Annotated in this window: 11 protein-coding genes; 7 read left to right on the forward strand and 4 right to left on the reverse strand. The window is 70.6% G+C overall.

All coding sequences use genetic code 11. From position 1 onward, the window contains the following. Positions 1-96 precede the first annotated feature (96 nt). A complete protein-coding gene (gene cydD, locus ACFUNE_RS17780; RefSeq protein ID WP_383568208.1) occupies positions 97-3,672 on the forward strand; it encodes a thiol reductant ABC exporter subunit CydD in 3,576 nt (1,191 codons plus the stop codon). A 60-nt stretch (positions 3,673-3,732) separates the two neighbouring features. After that, the gene (locus ACFUNE_RS17785; protein WP_383568211.1) at positions 3,733-5,439 is read left to right on the forward strand and encodes a GAF domain-containing protein; all 1,707 of its coding nucleotides are present in this window, start codon (positions 3,733-3,735) and stop codon (positions 5,437-5,439) included. Positions 5,440-5,482: 43 nt separating this feature from the next. Here ACFUNE_RS17785 and ACFUNE_RS17790 read toward each other — a convergent pair whose 3' ends face one another. The 4 genes from ACFUNE_RS17790 to ACFUNE_RS17805 form a co-directional block, all read right to left on the reverse strand. Beyond that, positions 5,483-6,325 (reverse strand): Cof-type HAD-IIB family hydrolase, encoded by an 843-nt coding sequence (locus ACFUNE_RS17790; RefSeq protein WP_383568214.1) that lies wholly within the window; start codon positions 6,323-6,325, stop codon positions 5,483-5,485. Positions 6,326-6,506: 181 nt separating this feature from the next. Continuing rightward, a complete protein-coding gene (locus tag ACFUNE_RS17795; protein WP_383568217.1) occupies positions 6,507-7,418 on the reverse strand; it encodes an LLM class flavin-dependent oxidoreductase in 912 nt (303 codons plus the stop codon). A 323-nt stretch (positions 7,419-7,741) separates the two neighbouring features. Then, on the reverse strand, positions 7,742-8,284 hold the full coding sequence (locus ACFUNE_RS17800; RefSeq protein WP_383568220.1) for an RNA 2'-phosphotransferase: 543 nt from the start codon (positions 8,282-8,284) through the stop codon (positions 7,742-7,744). 348 nt (positions 8,285-8,632) lie between these two features. Beyond that, positions 8,633-10,414 carry an SDR family oxidoreductase gene (locus ACFUNE_RS17805; protein ID WP_383568223.1) on the reverse strand — a complete coding sequence of 594 codons (1,782 nt, stop codon included), beginning with the start codon at positions 10,412-10,414 and terminating at the stop codon, positions 8,633-8,635. 317 nt (positions 10,415-10,731) lie between these two features. On the opposite strand from ACFUNE_RS17805, the gene ACFUNE_RS17810 reads away from it, so the two are divergent. The 5 genes from ACFUNE_RS17810 to ACFUNE_RS17830 all read left to right on the forward strand — a co-directional run bounded on the left by ACFUNE_RS17810 (position 10,732) and on the right by ACFUNE_RS17830 (position 15,288). Next, positions 10,732-11,745 (forward strand): ABC transporter ATP-binding protein, encoded by a 1,014-nt coding sequence (locus tag ACFUNE_RS17810; protein ID WP_383568670.1) that lies wholly within the window; start codon positions 10,732-10,734, stop codon positions 11,743-11,745. Next, a complete protein-coding gene (locus ACFUNE_RS17815; RefSeq protein WP_383568226.1) occupies positions 11,735-12,643 on the forward strand; it encodes an ABC transporter permease in 909 nt (302 codons plus the stop codon). Before ACFUNE_RS17810 ends, ACFUNE_RS17815 begins: the two co-directional genes overlap by 11 nt. Beyond that, complete coding sequence (locus ACFUNE_RS17820) at positions 12,640-13,551, forward strand: ABC transporter ATP-binding protein (protein ID WP_383568229.1); 912 nt, start codon at positions 12,640-12,642, stop codon at positions 13,549-13,551. Before ACFUNE_RS17815 ends, ACFUNE_RS17820 begins: the two co-directional genes overlap by 4 nt. A gap of 30 nt (positions 13,552-13,581) precedes the next feature. After that, on the forward strand, positions 13,582-14,301 hold the full coding sequence (locus tag ACFUNE_RS17825) for an ABC transporter permease (protein ID WP_383568232.1): 720 nt from the start codon (positions 13,582-13,584) through the stop codon (positions 14,299-14,301). 294 nt (positions 14,302-14,595) lie between these two features. After that, complete coding sequence (locus ACFUNE_RS17830) at positions 14,596-15,288, forward strand: hypothetical protein (protein WP_383568235.1); 693 nt, start codon at positions 14,596-14,598, stop codon at positions 15,286-15,288. Positions 15,289-15,506 lie beyond the last annotated feature (218 nt).

The following is a 15,506-nucleotide window of genomic DNA, read 5'->3' on the forward strand; positions in this document are numbered from 1 at the left end:
CCGATGCGCGGTGACCCACTGATGCGACGTACTGCACCTGCCCGTGCACCGAACTAGCTGAGCGAACGACATGAGCTCACTGGGGAGCTGTTTCACGTGAAACCGATCGACCCGCGTCTTCTCCGGTATGCCGGGGCCACCCGGTTCTTCCTGGCGGCCGTCGTGGCGCTGGGGCTGGCCGGAGCGGCCCTGGTCATCGCGCAGGCCATGCTCGTCGCCGAGGTGGTGGTGGGCGGGTTCGAGGACGGCCTGACGGCTGCCGGACTCCGCACACCACTGCTACTGCTGGCCGCCGTCGCGCTGGGCAGGGCGTTCGTGGCCTGGCTGACCGAACTGGCCGCCCACCGGGCGAGCTCGGCGGTCAAGTCCGAACTCCGTGGTCGGCTCATGGAGCGGGCCTCCGGCCTGGGCCCGGACTGGTTGAGCGAGCAGCGCACCGGGTCGCTGATCGCTCTGGCCACCCGGGGCGTCGACGCCCTCGACGACTACTTCTCGCGCTATCTCCCCCAGCTCGGGCTCGCGGTCGTCGTGCCCGTGGCGGTGCTGGCCCGGATCGTCACCGAGGACTGGGTCTCCGCGGCGATCATCGTGGTGACACTGCCGCTGATCCCGCTCTTCATGATTCTGATCGGCTGGGCCACACAGTCCCGGATGGACCGTCAGTGGAGGCTGCTGTCACGGCTGTCCGGACACTTTCTCGACGTGGTCGCGGGGCTGCCCACGCTGAAGGTCTTCGGGCGGGCCAAGGCGCAGGCCGAGTCGATCCGCACCATCACCTCGCAGTACCGCCGGGCCACGCTGAAGACGCTCCGGATCGCCTTCCTGTCGTCCTTCGCGCTGGAGCTGCTGGCGACTCTCTCCGTGGCCCTGGTCGCGGTGACGATCGGGATGCGGCTCGTCCACGGAGAGCTCGACCTCTACACGGGGCTGGTGGTCCTCATCCTGGCGCCGGAGGCCTATCTCCCGATCCGCCAGGTCGGCGCCCAGTACCACGCGGCTGCGGAGGGCCTCTCGGCCGCCGAGGAGATCTTCGCGGTACTGGAGGCCGAGCCCGCCGCCGCGGGATCCCAGGACGTGCCGCGGTCGCTGCGGCTGGAGCTGGAAGGGGTGACGGTCCGGCACGACGGCAGGACGGAGCCCTCGCTGGACGCGGCGTCGCTCGTGGTCGAGCAGGGGGAAACCGTTGCCCTGGTCGGTCCCAGCGGGATCGGCAAGTCCACCCTCCTCAACGTGGTGCTCGGATTCACGGCACCCGACGAGGGGCGGGTACGGGTCGGGGGAACGGATCTGTCCGCCCTCTCCCCCGAACGCTGGCATGAGCAGATCGCCTGGGTGCCCCAGCGCCCCCACCTCTTCGCCGGGACGATCGCGGAGAACGTGCGGCTGGCTCGCCCGGACGCGGACGACGAGGCGGTCGTGGCCGCGCTGCGGGAAGCGGGGGCGTACGACTTCGTGGAGGCGCTGCCGGACGGTACCGGGACGCCGCTGGGTGAGGACGGCGCCGGGCTCTCCGCGGGGCAGCGGCAGCGGCTCGCACTGGCGCGGGCCTTCCTGGCCGATCGGCCTCTGCTGCTGCTCGACGAGCCGACGGCGAGCCTGGACGGCGAGACGGAGGCGGGCATCGTCGACGCGGTACGGAGGCTGGCCATGGGACGCACCGTGCTGCTGGTCGTGCACCGGCCAGCGCTGCTCTCGGTCGCGGACCGGGTGGTGGCACTGGAACCGGTGGCCTCCGGGGTGCTCCCCGGGCGGGAGGAACTGGACCACCCGGTGTCCACGGGTGTTCCCGCCGTTCAGGGGGTGGCGGACGAGGCCGAGCGCCCGGGCGCTCGGGAGCACGCTCTCGGGTACACCGCCGCGCCGTTCGCGGACACCGCTCCCAGGGCCGGAGGCCGTGTGCTGGCCCGGGTCCGGGAGGCTGCGGGCTCCCAGCACGGGAAACTGGTTCTGGCCCTGCTGCTGGGCAGCCTCGCCGTGGGATCGTCCGTCGGCCTCATGGCTGTATCCGGATGGCTGATCTCCCGCGCCTCCGAGCAGCCTCCGGTGATGTATCTGATGGTCGCCGTCACCGCGACCAGGGCCTTCGGCATGGGACGGGCGGTCTTCCGCTACGCCGAGCGGCTGGTGTCCCACGACGCGGTGCTCAGGATGCTCGCCGAGCTCAGGGTGGCCGTGTACCGCGGACTGGAGCGCATCGCGCCCGCCGGCCTCCGCGCGACGCGGCGGGGCGATCTGCTCTCCCGGCTGGTGTCCGACGTGGACACGTTGCAGGACTACTGGCTGCGCTGGTTGCTGCCCGTGGGAACCGCGCTCGGGGTCGGTGCGGGAGCCGTCGCCTTCACCGGCTGGCTGCTGCCGGAGGCAGGCGCTGTCCTGGCGGCCGGTCTGCTTCTCGCCGGTGTGGGCGTGCCGTGGCTGAGCGGTGCCTGCGCCCGGCGCGCCGAGGGCAGGCTGGCGCCCGCCCGGGCCGCACTTGCGGTCCGGGTGGCCGACCTCCTCGGCGGGACGGCCGAGCTGGCCGTCGCGGGTGCGCTGCCCGCCCGTAGGGACCAGGTGCGCGCGGCGGACACCGTCCTCACGAGGATCGCCTCGCGCGCGGCGGCCGCCACCGCACTGGGTGGCGGGCTCTCCGCCCTGATCTGCGGGCTCACGGTCGTGGGCGCGGCAGTCGTCGCGCTGCCCGCGGTGTTCGACGGACGGCTGGAGGGTGTGGAACTCGCCGTCGTCGTCCTCACGCCCCTCGCGGCCTTCGAAGCCGTCACGGGACTGCCGCTGGCGGTCCAGTACCGCCAGAGGGTCAAGAGCAGCGCGGAGCGTGTCTTCGAGGTGCTGGACGCCCCGGTGCCGGTCGCCGAACCGGCCGAGCCCGCGAAGGCGCCCGCATCGCCCTTCCCGCTCGACGTACGAGGACTGTCGGCCAGGTACGAAGGCGCGGAGCGCGACGCCCTGCACGCCGTCGACCTGACGCTGCGCGCCGGTGAGCGGATCGCGGTCGTGGGGATGTCCGGCTCGGGAAAGACCACGCTCGCCCAGGTCCTGCTCCGCTTCCTGGACGCGCGTGAGGGGACGTACCGTCTCGGCGGTGTCGATGCCTCGGCGCTGGACGGGGACACGGTCCGGACCTTCGTCGGGCTGTGTGCCCAGGACGCCCACGTCTTCGACAGCTCCATCCGCGAGAACCTGCGGCTCGCCGCCACCGGGGCGGTGGACGGCCGGCTGCGCGACGCCCTCGCCGCGGCCCGGCTGCTGGACTGGGCCGACTCCCTCCCCGACGGCCTCGACACGATGGTCGGCGAGCACGGTGCCCGGCTCTCGGGCGGTCAGCGCCAGCGCCTCGCGCTGGCCCGTGCGCTCCTCGCCGACTTCCCCGTGCTCGTGCTCGACGAGCCCGCGGAGCACCTCGACCTGGCGACGGCGGACGCGCTGACAGCCGATCTGCTGGCCGCCACCGAAGGGCGTACGACCGTGTTGATCACCCATCGGCTGGCCGGGCTCGACGCGGTGGACGAGGTCCTGGTGCTGGACGAGGGCAGAGTGGTGCAACAGGGGCCGTACGCCGTTCTGGCGGCGCAGGACGGCCCGCTGCGCCGGATGCTCGAACGCGAGCAGCAGCCGGCGCCCACGGGCACGGAGCAGTTGCGGCCGGTGGGAGCGGTGCCGGTGCCGCTCTGAGGGCCACCTCCTGACACCGCTCCACTTTCCGGACCATTCGGTGCTTACTAGGCTCAGTTCATGTCCGAGCCGGATCCGAAGGACTCGCCCGGAGCCGCGCGGCCGGCCACCGGAAGCCTGCGAGGGCTGTCCGCCGAGCTGATCGCGCGCGTGCCGCAGCTGCTGGAGGCGACGAGGTCCGTCGGTACGGGCCTCGAGCTCCACTCCACACTCGAACGCATCTGTGAGACCGCGGCCGAACTCGCCCACGCCCGCTACGCGGCCATCGGCGTCGTGGAGGAGCCCGGTGACAGCCTCTGCGACTTCATCACGCACGGAGTGCCCGAGGAGGTCGGCCGGGCGATCGGCCGCCCGCCCGACGGGCACACCGGCCTCCTCGGCGCCCTGATCCAGGAGGGCGTGCCCATCCGGCTGGAGGATCTGGAGGCCGACCCGCGCTTCGCCGGATTCCCCGCCGCGCACCCGAAGATGCGCTCCTTCCTCGGAGTTCCGATCCGGGTCCAGGGGAAGATCTTCGGCAACCTGTACGTGATGGAGAAGCGCGGCGGCGCGACGTTCGGGGACGACGAGCTGCACATGCTGCGCGTGCTGGCAACGGAGGCAGGGATCGCCATCGGCCATGCCCGGACCTACGAGGCCGCCCGGCAGCGCGGACAGTGGATCGACGGATCGGTGGCCGTCACCACCGCCCTGCTCTCGGGTGGAGACGCGGACGAGGCGCTCACGGTCGTCGCGGAACAGGCGCGCCGCCTCGCCGACGCCGCCGCCGGGATCGTGCTGCTCCCGGCCGCGACAGGAGGCCTCGAGATCGTCGCCGTCGCGGGGGACCGGCCGTCAGCCTCCCTCGGGGTGATCATCCCGCCCCGGAGCCCTGTGGTGGCCGCGCTCCTGCGGGGTGAGGAGGTGTTCCTCGACGACGCGGCGACCGATCCTCGTATGGTCACCAGACTGGCGGACCAGTTCGGCCCGCACATGCTGCTCCCCCTGCGCAGCGGAGGGCGCGTGCTCGGAGCGCTCGCCATTCCCCGGCGCCGGGGAGGCCGGCCGTTCACCGAGGCGGAACGGACGCTGGCCAGTCACTTCGCCGCACAGGCGGCCCTGGCACTGAAACTGGCCGAGGCGCAGCGGGACCGGGAGAGGCTCGTCGTCTACGAGGACCGGGACCGGATCGCCCGGGACCTCCACGACCTCGTGATCCAGCGGCTGTTCGCCACCGGGATCATGCTGGAGGGCGCACAGCAACGCACACCGGTGCCTGCCGTGCGGGCCGGTATCGGGCGGGCCGTCGACGAGCTGGACGTGACCATCCAGGAGATCCGTACCGCCATCTTCGCGCTGCAGCAGGAGCCCGCCGAGGCGCCGTCGGGGCTGCGGACCCGGGTGCTGCGGGAGATCAACATGGCGGCGGTTCCGCTGGGGTTCGCGCCGTCGCACCGATTCGTGGGTCCTGTCGACTCACTGGTGGGGGAGCTCGCGGGCAAGAACCTCATCGCCGCCCTGCGCGAGACGCTGTCCAACACCTTCCGCCACGCGCGGGCCTCGCGTGTCGAGGTGAGCGTCGACGTGACCGCCGTGCTGCCCGACGGGCGGGACGCGGTGCGGCTGACCGTCGCGGACGACGGGGTCGGCATCCCGGAGGGCGGTCGGCGCAGCGGCCTGCGCAACCTCGCCAGGCGTGCCGAGTCGCTGGGCGGCGCGAGCTGGTTCGGGCCGGGGGCCGGGAAGGACGGCAGCGGTACGACGGTCACCTGGCAGGTCCCGTTGTGACGCCGCCGGAACCGTCCGAGGCGGGCGGTTCCGGCATGCGGCCTCAGCGTGCTGCGAGGATCCGTTCGATGACGACCGCGACACCGTCCTCGTCGTTGGTGAGCGTCACACCCGATGCGGCCGCCAGCGCGGCCGGATGGGCGTTGCCCATGGCGAACGAGGCGCCGGCCCAGCTCAGCATCTCCACGTCGTTCGGCATGTCACCGAACGCGACCACCTCGGCCGGTGCGATCCCGCGCTCCGCGCAGCAGGCTGCGAGCGTGGCGGCCTTGGAGACCCCGAGGCCGCTGATCTCCAGGAGGGCGGTGGGGCTGGACCGGGTGAAGGACGCGAGGTCCCCGGCGACGTCGCGGGCGAGGGCGAGGAAGGCGTCCGGGGCCAGCTCGGGGTGGTGGGCCAGGACCTTCAGGACCGGTGTTCCGGTGCCCGGGGCCTCCTCATGGAGCAGCTTCTCCGCGACGGCGACCGTGGCACCCGGGTCCATGTGGAACGGCGGGTAGGCGGGTTCGTAATGGATGCCGGTGGCCAGCTCGACGGCGAACGACACACCGGGCGCGCTCTCGCGCAGGAGCGCGACCACGTCCAGGGCGGCCCGGCGGTCCAGTGGATGGACCTTGAGCAGGCGTCCGTTGCGGAGATCGGCGACGGCTGCCCCGTTCCCGCAGATCGCCATGCCGTGGCCCTGCACGTGAGGGCTGACGACGTCCATCCAGCGGGCGGGCCTGCCGGTGACGAAGAAGACCTCGATTCCCGCCTCCTCGGCGGCTGCCAGTGCGGCGGTCGTACGGTCGGACAGGGTCTTGTCGTCGCGTAGGAGGGTGCCGTCCAGATCGGTGGCGATCAGCCGGGTCACGGCAGGCAGAGGCGAGTCGGTAGCTGAGGTCACCCCTGCATTCTCCCGCACGGAGTCGCACGGGCGTGCAGAGGGGCGCACATCTGAGAGGGTGAGCCTGTGAGCTGGAGAACCTGACGGGGGCATATGCCGAAGGCTCCACGGCTTTCGGCAGCCGGAGGCGGCGCCCGGAACCGAGCCGGGTGCCGTCCCCCGAGGGAGCGTCGGCCGCCGGTCAGCCGAGCTGGGTCAGGGCCTCGGTGGCGATCTGCTCGAAGATCTCCGTGTCCATGGCGAAGTCGGAGTCCGGCACCGGCCAGTGGACGACGATCTCGGTGAAGCCGAGGTCGAAGTGTGTCCCCGCGAAGTCCACGAACGCGTCGAGGGACTGCAGCGGCCGGCCCGGGGTGAAACCGGTGAGCAGGATCTTGTCCAGCTCGGCCACGTCACGGCCGACCTCCTCGCAGGCCGAGCCGAGCCGGGCGATCTGACCGTGGACAGCTGCCACGGACTGCTCAGGGGTACCGGTCTCGTACAGCTTCGGATCACCGGTGGTCACCCAGGCCTGGCCGTGGCGCGCGGCGAGCTTCAGGCCCCGTGGCCCGGTGGCGGCGATCGCGAAGGGCAGCCGGGGGCGCTGCACGCAGCCGGGGATGTTCCTGGCCTCGTTCGCGGTGTAGAACCGGCCCTCCTGCGTCACGGCGGGCTCCCGGAGCAGCCGGTCGAGCAGCGGGACGAACTCGTCGAAGTGGTCCGCCCGTTCGCGCGGGGTCCACGGGGCCTCGCCGCTCCCGCGCAGCGTGGTGGCGTCGAAACCGCTGCCTCCGGCGCCGATGCCGAGGGTGATCCGTCCGCCGGAGACGTCGTCCAGCGTGATGAGGTCCTTGGCCAGCGTCACCGGATGCCGGAAGTTGGGCGAGGTCACGAGGGTGCCCAGACGCAGGCGCTCGGTGGCCGCCGCCGCGGCGGTCAGTGTGGGGACCGCCCCGAACCACGGGCCGTCACGGAAGGTCCGCCAGGCCAGATGGTCGTAGGTGTACGCGGCGTGGAATCCCAGCTCCTCGGCGCGTACCCACAGGGGCCTGCCGCCGTCGTGCCAGCGGCGGATGGGGAGGATCACGGTGCTCAGTCGGCGGGAGGAGGTCATGACGACGACTCTACGGCGATGTCCCCGGGCTCCTGCGGACGGATGTCCCCGGGCTTCCGCGGACCGCTGTCCCCAGGCTTCCGCGGACAGCCCGTGAACGTCGGACGTGCAGGAGGAAACCCTGCGGCGGGCGGACGGGCGGACGGGCGGGCGGCGGTGATCGCGGGGCTCCGGTGCCGGGTGACGCTGGGACGGTCGAGGAGGTAGTCGAGCAGCTCCGGCCCGAAGCGGTGTACCGACGGGGAGACCGGCCCATCGCCGGTCATGAGCCTCGGCGACCTGTGTACGGGTCCGGGAGGCTCGGAGCGCCGAGCGGCGTCCGGTCAGTCGCGCAGACGTAGGAAGGCCGGAGGTACGGCGTCGGTGAGCCACACCCCGTTGGCGCTGACGTGGAAGAGGTGCCCCGCCCGGTGCATGGCTCCCGCGTCCACGGCCAGGACCACCGGGGCGCCGCGCCGGGCGCCCACGCGGACCGCCGTCTCGCGGTCGGGCGAGAGGTGGACGTGATGGCGGTTCATGGGCCGGAGCCCCTCGGCCCGGATGGCTTCGAGCGTCGGTGCCACGGTGCCGTGGTAGAGGTACGCGGGCGGCTCGGCCGGGGGCAGGCCGAGGTCCACCGGGACGGAGTGGCCCTGGTTCGCACGGATGCGACCGCCGTCGACGGTGAAGCGCCGCTTGTCGTTGACCTCGACGACGTGGTCGAGCTCGTCGCGGGTGATGGTGAAGCCCTGCCGTGCGCAGGCCTCCAGCAGCTCGTCGACGGTCACCCAGCCATGAGGGTCGAGAACGAGACCTATCCGGCCGGGCTCGTGCCGCAGATGCTTCGACAGGTATTTGGACACCTTGACGGTGCGGCGTTCATCCATCCCGTCAGAGTGCCCTCGGTGTTCGCGGGGCGCACCTCGATTTCATTCGACGTTCGCGGTGATTGCTGCGGCCACCAGGTTTGATCCACAGCCAACTCGGTTTATCCACAGGCCTTTTGACGAATCTGTGGACAACTGGCGTCAGCTATATGCAGTTTGCGCAACTCGCTCTATTTTCAATGCATATATACATGAATGCACCTTATTCGTCGTCGAACTACCCCCTCGTATCGTCGACATCATCAAGTCAGCTGTCACGCGGCGGTGTTGCAGGACAGCCAGGTCCGAGGCGCAAGCTCAGTTCAGAACAACGCACTTGTAAAGCTCGACCTCTCAACTCCGTTGTGGTTACAGAGGTGGCTTCAGGCGGGCGACTCCGCGCAGCAGGCGAGGGCTGATCCTCTGCAGCAGTCGTGCGCCGCGCGCCTCGGGAGTCACCGGCACCACGGCCCGGTTGTGCACGACCGCATCGAGGATCGCGTGGGCCACCTTGCCCGCAGGGTAGTTGCGCAGGCTGTACAGCCGAGCCGCCCGCTTGCGGAGGCGCTGCTCCTCGACCTCGTCGACTCCGGCGAAGTGCGCGGTCCCTGTGATGCCCGTGTTGACAAAACCCGGGCATATCGCGCTCACTCCGATCGACCGGTCGGCCAGCTCCGCGCGCAGGCACTCGCTGAGCATCAGTACCGCGGCCTTGGACGTGCTGTAGGCGGGCAGCGCACGGGACGGCTGATACGCGGCGGCCGAGGCGACGTTGACGATGTGGCCGCCCTGCCCCCGGTCGGCCATCTGCCTGCCGAAGATCCGGCAGCCGTGGATCACTCCCCACAGATTGACGTCGAGAACCTTCTGCCAGTCCTCGGTGGTGGTATCGAGGAAGGAACCCGAGAGGCCTACCCCGGCGTTGTTCACCAGGACGTCCACGACGCCGTGTTCGGCGGCGACCTTCTCCGCGAGCTCCTCCATCGCCTGCTCGTCCCCGACGTCCACCACTTCGGCCGAGGCCGAGGGCGCGCCGATCAGACGTGCCGTCTCCACCGTGCGGGCGACACCCGTCGCGTCGCGGTCCACGGCGACGACTCGCGCTCCGGCCTCGGCGAACGACAGCGCGGTCGCCCGCCCGATGCCTGAGGCCGCGCCCGTCACGAGCACCAACTGGCCTGCGAATCGGGAGGCATGGGGACCGGAGGCCGCCGTGTGCCGTGTCTCGGGAACGGCGGAGGCGTCCTGACCGCCCCCTTCCACGTCGAGGGCGAACGCGCCGATCCAGGAGGCCAGCTGATCCGGCCTGGTGCGGGGGACCCAGTGCTTCGCCGGCAGGGTGCGCCGGACCAGCCGAGGCACCCACGCGTCGAGTTCGTCGTAGAGCGACGGTGAGAGGAAGGCGTCACCGGTCGGGGTGACCAGCTGGACCGGGACGTGGGCGTACGCGTCCGGGCGCGGACGGCGGAGGCGGGCGCGGACGTTGTCGCGGTAGAGCCATGCCCCGTGCGCCGCGTCCTGGGGGAGCGAGTCCGTCGGATACCCGTCCGCCGGCACCTTCTCCATCCGCTGCAGAATCCGTGGCCACTGTCTGCCGAGCGCCCCGCGCCAGGCCAACTCGGGCAGGACCGGTGTGTGCAGTGCGTACACGTACCAGGACTTGGCGCCCTGGCCGAGCAACTGCCCCACCCGACGCGGGCTCGGGTGGGAGATCCGCCCCTTGATCCAGTGCCCGAAATGGTCCAGGGACGGCCCGGACATCGAGGTGAACGAGGCGATGCGCCCCTTGGTGCGTTCCACGGTCGCGAATTCCCAGGACTGGACCGAACCCCAGTCGTGGCCGACCACATGGACCGGCCGGTCCGGGCTCACCGCGTCCACGACCGCGAGGAAGTCGTCGGTCAGCTTCTCCAGCGTGAAGCCGCCCCGCAGCGGCCTGGGAGCTGTCGACCTGCCGTGGCCCCGGACGTCGTAGAGCACCACGTGCCACTCCTCGGACAGTCGGTCCGCAACCTCGGACCAGACCTCCTTGCTGTCCGGATAGCCGTGCACCAGCACGATCGTGGGCCGTGACGGATCGCCCGCCTCGGCGACACACAGCTCGACCCCGCCCGTACGCACCCAGCGCTCGCGCGCGCCTCGCAGATCCACGCAGCCTCCTCGTCCGGTGCCCGCGTTGCGGTACGCGTCCGTAACGTGACACCGCTGCAATGTGGCAACCGACCCCCCGCCGCGTCAAGGGATGCCCGGAACCTGTGGACAGCGGCCTGTGGACAGGCGGCGCCGTACGGCGCGGCCAGGCCGAGCGCGGGCCCGTCGCCCTGGTCGGTCTCCCGAGGCGGCCGGGGGCTCGATGCCCTCCCTCGTGGGGTCCCCCTACGGGTCCGTACGCCTGGAGGCTGACGCGGATACAACCGCCTGGGCTGACGACTCCCGCGGTGCGCGCCACTACCTTCGAAGACGTGACTGTGATCGCAACCGAAAGTCTGAGCAAGCGGTTCCCGAGGGTGACCGCGCTTGACCGGCTCTCCTTGGACATCGGACCGGGCGTCACCGGCCTGGTGGGTTCCAACGGGGCCGGCAAGTCCACACTGATCAAGATCCTTCTGGGTCTGTCCCCCGCCACCGAAGGCCGGGCCGCGGTGCTCGGGCTCGACGTCGCCACCGAAGGCGCCGCCATCCGGGAGCGGGTCGGGTACATGCCGGAACACGACTGCCTGCCTCCCGACGTCTCGGCGACCGAGTTCGTCGTCCACATGGCGAGGATGTCCGGGCTGCCGCCCACCGCGGCGCGTGAACGCACCGCGGACACCCTGCGCCACGTGGGGCTGTACGAGGAGCGCTACCGTCCCATCGGCGGCTACTCGACCGGTATGAAGCAGCGGGTGAAGCTGGCCCAGGCCCTGGTCCATGACCCGAAGCTGGTCCTTCTCGACGAGCCGACCAACGGCCTGGACCCGGTCGGCCGCGACGAGATGCTCGGCCTGATCCGCCGTGTCCACACCGACTTCGGCATCTCGGTGCTGGTCACCTCGCACCTCCTCGGAGAGCTCGAGCGGACCTGCGACCACGTCGTCGTCATCGACGGGGGCGCGCTGCTCCGCTCCAGCTCCACCAGCGACTTCACCCGGACCACCACGACGCTGGCGGTCGAGGTCACCGACAGCGACACCCATCCCGACGGAACGGACGCCCTGCGCCGGGCCCTCACCGCGGCCGGGATCACTCTCGTCGGAGCCGACGGACTCGACGCCGAAGGACTCCCGGGAGCCGGCCACATCCTCCTGGTGGAGGCGACGGGCGAGGAGTCGTACGACGTGGTCCGTGACAGCGTCGCCCAGCTCGGGCTGGGGCTCATCCGGATGGAACAGCGGCGCCACCACATCGCCGAGGTCTTCCGCACCGAAGCGGCGCCCCGGGCGGCCGAGGCCGTGACTGCGGGTGCCGGACAGCAGAAGGGGAGCGGTCGCGATGAGCACTGAGACCGGAACCGTGGCCGGGAGCGACACCTCCCGGATCCACAACATCGGATACCGCTCCTACGACGGTGTCCGTCTGGGACGGGCCTACGCACGGCGGTCGTTGTACTCGCAGTCGCTGCGGGGCTCGTTCGGACTGGGCAGGTCCGCCAAGTCCAAGGTGCTGCCGATGCTGCTGTGCGGGGTGATGTGCCTGGTGGCGCTGATCCTGGTCGCGGTCGCCATCGCCACGCCCAACATGACGAAACTGCCCATCAAGTACACGGACTTCGCGATCTACCTTCAGGCCGTGATCGGACTGTTCATCGCCTCGCAGGCGCCGCAGTCCGTGTCCAGGGACCTCCGCTTCAAGAGCGTGCCGCTGTACTTCTCGCGTCCGATCGAGCGTGTCGACTACGTCCTCGCGAAGTTCGCCGCGATGGCCTCGGCCCTGCTCATCCTCACCGGGCTGCCCCTCGTCATCCTGTACGTGGGCTCGCTGCTGGCCAAGTTCGACTTCGCCGACCAGAGCAAGGGCTTCGGACAGGGGATGGTCTCGGTGGCGCTGCTCTCCGTGCTGTTCGCCGGGCTCGGACTCGTGGTCGCCGCGCTGACACCGCGCCGGGGCTTCGGCGTCGCCGCCGTGATCGCCGTACTGACCATCACCTACGGTGCGGTTTCCACGGTCCAGGCGATCGCCTGGGAGACGAACTCGGCCGGTGCCATCACCTGGCTGGGGCTGTTCTCGCCCATCACTCTGATCGACGGGGTGCAGACCGCGTTCCTGGGCGCCGCCTCCGCCTTCCCCGGCGGTGAAGGACCGGGCACCGCGGCCGGTGCGGTCTATCTGATCGTTGTCCTCGCGCTCGTCGCCGGCTCGTACGCCGTACTGATGCGCCGTTACCGGAGGGTCGGGCTGTGACCACCATCGAGATCGACCACACCTCCCGCTGGTTCGGCAACGTGGTCGCCGTCAACGACGTCAGCATGACCGTGGGACCCGGGGTCACCGGGCTGCTCGGCCCCAACGGAGCCGGGAAGTCCACACTGATCAACATGATGGCCGGCTTCCTGGCGCCGTCCACCGGCAAGGTGACGCTCGACGGCACACGGATCTGGCGCAACGAGTCGGTCTACAAATCGATCGGGATCGTGCCGGAGCGTGAGGGAATGTACGACTTCCTCACCGGCCGTGAGTTCGTCGTCGCCAACGCGGAGCTCCACGGACTCGGCGACGCCGCCGCGGCCGGGGCGCTGGCGACGGTCGAGATGGAGTACGCGCAGGACCGCAAGATCTCGACGTACAGCAAGGGCATGCGCCAGCGCGTCAAGATGGCGTCCGCGCTGGTCCACGACCCTTCGGTGCTGCTGTTGGACGAGCCGTTCAACGGCATGGACCCGCGCCAGCGGATGCAGCTCATGGAGTTGCTGCGCCGGATGGGCGCGGAGGGCCGCACCGTGCTCTTCTCCTCCCACATCCTCGAGGAGGTCGAGCAGCTCGCCTCGCACATCGAGGTGATCGTGGCCGGCCGCCACGCGGCGTCCGGGGACTTCCGGAAGATCCGCCGGCTCATGACGGACCGGCCGCACCGCTATCTCGTCCGGTCCAGCGACGACCGGGCCCTCGCCGCCGCGCTGATCGCGGACCCCTCGACGGCGGGCATCGAGGTCGACGTCACGGAGAAGGCGCTGCGCATCCAGGCGGTCGACTTCGGGCGGTTCACCACGCTGCTGCCGAAGGTCGCACGTGAACACGGCATCCGGCTGCTCACCGTCTCCCCGTCCGACGAGTCCCTCGAATCGGTCTTTTCCTATCTCGTAGCGGCCTGAGTAGTGGCCGATAAGGAGCTGTGAAGCGTCATGTACGACCCCACAGTCGCCCGGCTCACGTACCGGGCCCTGCTCGGCCGGCGCCGGGCCGCCATCCTGTTCGTCCTGCCGGTCCTGCTGGTGGCCATCTCCGTGGCGGTACGGACGTTCGCCGGAGCCGATGACGGCGTCGCCTCGGGGGTGCTGGGCGGTTTCGCCATCGCCACGATGGTCCCGCTGATCGGTGTCATCGCCGGGACCGGTGCCATCGGGCCGGAGATCGACGACGGTTCGATCGTCTATCTGCTGGCCAAGCCGGTGAAGCGGCCCACGATCATCTTCACCAAGCTGATCGTCGCCGTCGCCGTGACGATGCTCTTCTCGGCTCTGCCGACGTTCGTCGCGGGCCTGATCCTCAACGGGAACGGCGGACAGATCGCCATCGCCTACACGATCGCGGCGCTGGTCGCCTCGATCGCGTACAGCGCGCTGTTCCTGCTGCTCGGCACGGTCAGCCGGCACGCCGTGGTCTTCGGCCTGGTGTACGCGCTGGTGTGGGAGGCGCTGTTCGGCAGTCTCGTCCCGGGCGCCAGGACGCTGAGTGTGCAGCAGTGGTCCCTCTCGGTCGCGGAGAAGGTGGCCGGGGACGGCCTGGTGACCTCGGACGTGGGTCTGCCGCTCGCGACGTTCCTGCTGGTCGGCGTGACCGCCGTGGCCACGTGGTACGCGGGTCAGAAGCTGCGGGCGCTGAAGCTCGCAGGCGAGGAGTGAGACCGGCCCCGCCGCACACCGTTGCAACCCCCGCCCCTCGGGCGGGGGTTGTTCCGTGCGAGGGGCAGCCGGGTCGCGTGACTGTACGTTTTTCGGCTCGTTGTACAGGGTGCGTGGAGGCAACTGGAATCTGTGGCGTCGAGCTTTCGTGAATTCGGGGAATGCCGGCAGTGGTGAGGCGAGCGCCCGCCCGGCCGGTCATCGGGTGAGTGGCAACCGTGAGCGACCTCCGCCCTCGCAGCCCGGGGACAGGGCGCTCCTTGTCATTCCCGCGCACGCACGAGAGGCACACCCATGCCCACGGAAGTCGCCCTGCTCGAATCCCAAGCCCTCCGCGTCGAGCAGATGGGGCGCGTCGAAGTCCTCGACAAGGTCAAGAGCCTTGCCATGCTCCCGGACGGAATTCACCTTCGCACCGAAGAGGTGGCTCGTTACTTCGAAGTATCCACAGCCTCGGTCAGGAGGCTGACGGACCGGCATCAGAAGGAGCTGGCCGGCAACGGCATGACGGTGCTGCGAGGCGCTGAGCTGCAATCCTTCCATAGCGACATGGTGTCGCTATGGGAGGGGGAGGGTGCGGGAAGTTATCCACAGGCGGCTACTCAGCTCCGGCTCTACACCCGCAGGACCGTGCTCAACGTCGCGATGCTTCTTCGCGACAGCGACATCGCGCGCAGCGTCCGCACCCACCTTCTCGACGCGGAGGAGGAGCTGCGGGCCTCCTACGTCTCGCTCGACAGGCGCGTCACCCGCATCGAGGGATGCCTCGCCGACGTGGGAAGCGCGCTCCAGGAGCTCGGTCCCGTGCTCGGCCGGATGTCGCAGCGGCTCGACTCCCTCGACCGGAAGCTCGGTGTGACGTACCAGGTCGTCGGTGCGATCAGCCTCCGGCTCACCGATGTCTCGCAGGACGTCCTCCGGCTCGATGCCCGCATGGACGACCTCGCGCACCGGTTGAGGGATCTGGGCCGCCGCAGGAGCGGCTGACGCACGGCCGGGGGCCACCGGATAAATGGGTGGTCCCCGGACGGCGGTCTCGGGCACAGTGAGGGGAACGGCACGGAAGGCGCCGTTCACGGACCGGGAGAGGAGCACGGCGATGACCAGGAGTCCGAGTCCGTCGTGTTCCCGACAGGGCGGTCCCCAGCCGACAGCGGCGCGGTAGCTCCATCAGCTGCCCGCGCAGTCGCCGCGGCAGGACCCCC

The organism is Streptomyces sp. NPDC057287 (assembly GCF_042667905.1).
Lineage (GTDB): Bacteria > Actinomycetota > Actinomycetes > Streptomycetales > Streptomycetaceae > Streptomyces.

What these genes read in the sequence shown, in the direction of transcription:
- ACFUNE_RS17785 (WP_383568211.1), top strand. Translation starts at nt 3,733, where the DNA reads ATGTCCGAGCCGGATCCGAAGGACTCGCCCGGAGCCGCGCGGCCGGCC.
- ACFUNE_RS17795 (WP_383568217.1), bottom strand. Translation starts at nt 7,418, where the DNA reads ATGACCTCCTCCCGCCGACTGAGCACCGTGATCCTCCCCATCCGCCGC.
- ACFUNE_RS17800 (WP_383568220.1), bottom strand. Translation starts at nt 8,284, where the DNA reads ATGGATGAACGCCGCACCGTCAAGGTGTCCAAATACCTGTCGAAGCAT.
- ACFUNE_RS17815 (WP_383568226.1), top strand. Translation starts at nt 11,735, where the DNA reads ATGAGCACTGAGACCGGAACCGTGGCCGGGAGCGACACCTCCCGGATC.
- ACFUNE_RS17825 (WP_383568232.1), top strand. Translation starts at nt 13,582, where the DNA reads ATGTACGACCCCACAGTCGCCCGGCTCACGTACCGGGCCCTGCTCGGC.
- ACFUNE_RS17830 (WP_383568235.1), top strand. Translation starts at nt 14,596, where the DNA reads ATGCCCACGGAAGTCGCCCTGCTCGAATCCCAAGCCCTCCGCGTCGAG.